Below are 2,629 nucleotides of genomic sequence, written 5' to 3' on the forward strand. Positions count from 1 at the left end.
CCCTCGTCGACGCCCCCGCCGTCCCCGTCATCCACTCCGCCGACTACCTCGACCACCGCGAGCGCATCCTCGCCGCCGAACACATCACCGTCATCGGCTCAGGCCAATCCGGCGCCGAAGTCTTCCTCGACCTCCTCCGCAACCGCCCCGCCGGCCGCGAAAAACTCCACTGGCTCGCCCGCACCCCCGCCTTCGCCCCCATGGAATACAGCAAACTCGGCCTCGAACAATTCACCCCCGACTACACCCGCTACTTCCACGCCCTCCCCGAAGCCGTCCGCAACCAACTCCTCCCCCAGCAATGGCAGCTCCACAAGGGCATCGCCGCCGACACCCTCGCCGACATCCACGACGAGCTCTACCGCCGCAGCCTCCACGGCGGCTGGCCCGACACCGTCCTCACCCCCGGCGTCTTCGTCCGCACCGCCGGCCGCGTCGGCACCACCCGCGTCGAACTCCACCTCGAACACGCCCAGCAAGGCACCCGCTCCCGCATCACCACCGACGCCGTCGTCCTCGCCACCGGCTACCGCGAACGCCCCGTCGACACCCTCCTCGCCGCCCTCGACCCCTACATCCGCCGCGACCACAACGAACGCCCCCGCATCGACGAGAACCACCGCCTCGTCCTCGACCCCCTCGTCCGCGGCGCCATCCACGTCCAGAACGCCGAACGCCACACCCACGGCATCGGCACCCCCGACCTCGGCCTCGCCGCCTGGCGCAGCGCCACCATCCTCAACGCCATCACGGAAAAGGCGGCCTACCCCCTCCCGGAGCGGACCGCCTTCACCACCTTCGGCCTGGAGCCACGGCCTCAGCCACGACCCCGCACCACCACATCAGAAGACCGGCGCACCATCCCGCGTCAGCTTCCAGTCCACTGAACCGAACTTCGCCACATCGATCGTCCCCTGCGCCTTCACCCAAGAAATGATCGTGTTACGAATCTCCTCCGAGTTCGCCCACACCTGCTTCGCCCGAGCCACATGCGGGAAATTCCCCCCGCCACTCGCCCGGTAATTGTTCACCGCCAGCACAAACTGCGCCGCGTCATCCAGCGGCTTCCCGTCGAACATCAGCTTCGCGACCCGCGACCCCGGCGCCTTCGCGATGTCGATCTCGTACGAGAGGCCGCTGACCGCGTCATAGTTGTAATCCGGAATGCTCTCCGCATTCGTCAGCTTCGCCGGATCCACCGGCACACCCGCAGCTGTCCGCACGAAATACCGCGCCGAGAACTCCAGATACTCCCGCAGCTGCGCACCCGTCATCACCCGCGCCTCCAGCGTGTTCTCGAACGGATACAGCCCCGCCACCTCGCGGATCGTCACCTTCCCCGCCGGCACCGCCGCCGTCCGCGAGAAGCACGACGCCTGCGACAGCACCGGAAGCGCCGCATGAGCCGTCCCGGCCAGCGCCGCCCTCACCGTCTCCTTCTGCACATGGTTGATGAAGTCGATGATCGCCGTGTCCTTGTACGCCGCCTCCGCGGCGCTCATCGCCGCCGTCGACGTACCGATCACCTGATTCACATACGCCACGACCTTCTCGTGCTCGTCGCGCAGCAGCCGCGTGATCTTCTTGTCCTCCGGCACCGTATTCGAGTTCAGCACCTTCGCCGACACCGACTCCACCTGCCAGCGACCCCGCTCCCACACCAGGCCGAAGTCGAAGAGCGTCAGCCGCTGACCCCACTTCAGCGGCTCGGACAGCACCACCTGCTTGCCCGTCTTCTTGTTCGCCACCCGGTACTCCGGGATCTCCGTGTGCGCATGCCCCACCAGGATCGCGTCGATCCCCGGCACCTGCTCCGCCACCAGCGCCGCCGCGTTCTCGATGTGCGGCAGCTGATCACCGTACGAAGACGTCCCGCTCGAACCCGAGTGCGCCGAGACGATCACCACGTCCGCCCCCATCGAACGCAGCCGCGGCACCCACTTCGCCGCCTGCTCCTCCAGACCCGGGAACACCATCTTCCCCTGGACATTCGCCTTGTCCCAGATCGCGATACCCGGATTCGTCAGCCCCAGGATCGCCACCTTCACATCACGCCCGAACGGCGTGCACACCCGCTTCATCACATACGGCGCGAAAGCCGGCCGCAGCGTCTTCGCATCGAGCGCATTCGCCCCCAGCAGCGGGAAGTCGCACTGCTCCTCGAACTTCCGCAGCACCGGAATCCCGTAATTGAACTCGTGATTCCCCAGCGCCGCGGCGTCGTACCCGATGGCATTCATCGCCTGCGCCATCGGATGCACCGGACCGTGCGCCTTGGTGATCGGATCCACCTTGGCGTAGTAATACGACAGCTGAGTGCCCTGAATCGTGTCACCCGCGTCGATCAGCAGCGTGTTGCGGCGCCCCTTCTCCGCCCGCACCTGATTCACCAGCGTCGAGATCTTCGCCAGACCCACGTCATTGTGCGCCTTGTCATCGAACTCGGCATCCGTGAAATAGTCCCAGTTGAAGACGTTCCCGTGCAGGTCCGTCGTCCCCATCACGGTGAAGGAATACTTCCGCTTCCCCCGGCCGCCGGCCGACGCACCCGCATCCACCTCCCGCGCCTCGGCCGACCCGGCACCCACCGCCCCCACGAGCGCGACCCCCGCACCCGTCGCGGCAGTAC

2 protein-coding genes are annotated in these 2,629 nt (G+C 67.1%); one reads left to right on the forward strand and one right to left on the reverse strand.

Going from position 1 to position 2,629, the window contains the following annotated elements:
- Nucleotides 1-887 (forward strand): SidA/IucD/PvdA family monooxygenase (locus tag ACSNOG_RS32470; RefSeq protein ID WP_436756293.1); only part of this gene is annotated, 887 nt, incomplete at its 5' end.
- Here the strand turns inward: ACSNOG_RS32470 and ACSNOG_RS32475 are convergent.
- Nucleotides 843-2,629, reverse strand: a 1,787-nt coding sequence (locus ACSNOG_RS32475) for a bifunctional metallophosphatase/5'-nucleotidase (protein ID WP_436756294.1), incomplete at its 5' end; no start/stop codon positions are given. The two genes, ACSNOG_RS32470 and ACSNOG_RS32475, sit on opposite strands and share 45 nt — an antisense overlap.

The organism is Streptomyces sp. URMC 124, from assembly GCF_051386455.1.
Classification (GTDB): Bacteria; Actinomycetota; Actinomycetes; order Streptomycetales; family Streptomycetaceae; genus Streptomyces.